Source organism: Acidisphaera rubrifaciens HS-AP3, assembly GCF_000964365.1.
GTDB classification, from domain to species: domain Bacteria; phylum Pseudomonadota; class Alphaproteobacteria; order Acetobacterales; family Acetobacteraceae; genus Acidisphaera; species Acidisphaera rubrifaciens.
This window is the reverse complement of sequence record NZ_BANB01001179.1, coordinates 1-1,554: the sequence shown is the minus strand read 5'-3', so window position 1 is coordinate 1,554 and position 1,554 is coordinate 1. Positions and strand designations below refer to the sequence as shown.

Sequence of the window (1,554 nt, the reverse complement as noted above, 5' to 3'; positions counted from 1 at the left end):
GCCGCCGCATCGGGCGGCAGCACCGCGCCGCCGCGCGCCAGCAGGTCGGCCTCGCGGTCGTTGATGCGCGCGAGCAGCGCGTGCGACGGCGCCACACCCATCACGCCCATGAACGGCGCGCCCGGGATGCGCACCCCCGGCAGCCCGTCCGAGCGCGCATAGCCGCCCGCCATCTCCCAGTGGATCAGATGCGGCGTCGGGAAGTGCTCCCGCAGGAAGCCGAAGCCCGGCATGATCATGGTGAAGCCCCGCGGCGCCGTCTCCACCGCCTCGATCGTCACGGCCAGCAGGTCGCCCGGCTCCGCCCCCTCCACATGCACCGGTCCCGTCAGGGGGTGGATACGCCCCATGTCGATGCCGAGCAGCGCCTCGGCGCTCATGCCGGGCGTGATCTGCCGGTCGAGCCCGTCGATCGTCTCCATCGCGACCGTGGTCCCCGGCGACACCCGGATCGCCGCCGGAATGTCCGGATGCCAGCGGTTGTGGCCATGCCGGGCCGGCTGGCGGGCCAGCGGCGCGTCGGCGTCCAGGCGGACATGGGCATCGGCCATCGGATCTCTCCCCTTCGTTGCGCCAACGCGGCGGCCATCGGCCCATGCAAGCGGCATACCCGGCGATATCGCGGCACCCTGGGCTGCCGCCCTGCTGGACAGCGGCGTCGCCCCGCCGCTACCAGCACGGCCACGTTCCGGGAGTGCCGGACCTTGTGCCTGCGCCGCCGCCTGCGCCGCCTCGCAAGCCTTGCCGTCGCGCTGTGTCTCGGCGCGTGCGCCGCCGCCGACTTCAACCTGCCCGGCGCCTCGGGGGACGGGCCGTCCTATGCCGCGGCACACCCGTATTTCTTCGAATACTGCGCCCTGTCGCAGATCCTGAAAAAGCCAGGCTTCGGCGCCGACATACGCGGCCAGATCGGCGGCCACGCCGTGTTCTACCTCAACGGCGCGTGCCGCGTCGCGGGCGTTGCGTATCCGGTGCTCGCGCTCTGCCTTCCGGACGAGCGCGACGGCGTCGGCATCACCATGAACGAGCACTTCCGCAACGCGAAATGGGTCGCGGTGCCGGGCCACGACTTCTTCTTCGACGGCGGCACGCTCGCGCCGCAGGGGGTCACGCGCGCCGACTATGCGCGCATCCAGACGGAGGCCAGGCGGCTCGGCATCTATGACGGCGTGACCTTCCACGAGGACGTGTTCGACGACATGCCGCCGGGCTGGACGCGCGAGGCGTGGAAATACGAGGTGTCGATCGGCACCGACTATGCCACCAGCGTGGCGCGCGGCCGCTATTGCGCGCTGGTGCCCGTCAGCCGGGCGCAGATGGCGCGCATCGTCGCGGACCTGAACGCGCAGAATGCACCGTATCGGGCGGGCGCCGTCTTCACCTGGGATCTGTTCCGCGACAACTGCATCCATCTCGCGCATAACGCGCTGGCGGCAATCGGGCTGTGGGCACCGTGGCCGGTGCATCACTTCCTGCCGTTCGCGATGCTGGACTTCCCGGTGCCGCGCAACGAGTTCGTCAACATCATGCTGCGCACCAACGACGCGTTGGCCG

At 71.0% G+C, this 1,554-nt stretch carries 2 protein-coding genes; one reads left to right on the top strand and one right to left on the bottom strand.

Going from position 1 to position 1,554, the window contains the following annotated elements:
* The coding region (locus B8460_RS20575) for an acetamidase/formamidase family protein (protein ID WP_048863492.1) at positions 1-551 on the bottom strand (551 nt) is incomplete at its 3' end.
* A gap of 153 nt (positions 552-704) precedes the next feature.
* Between B8460_RS20575 and B8460_RS20570 the strand changes: the two genes are divergently transcribed.
* Positions 705-1,554 (top strand): hypothetical protein (locus B8460_RS20570; protein ID WP_048863491.1); only part of this gene is annotated, 850 nt, incomplete at its 3' end.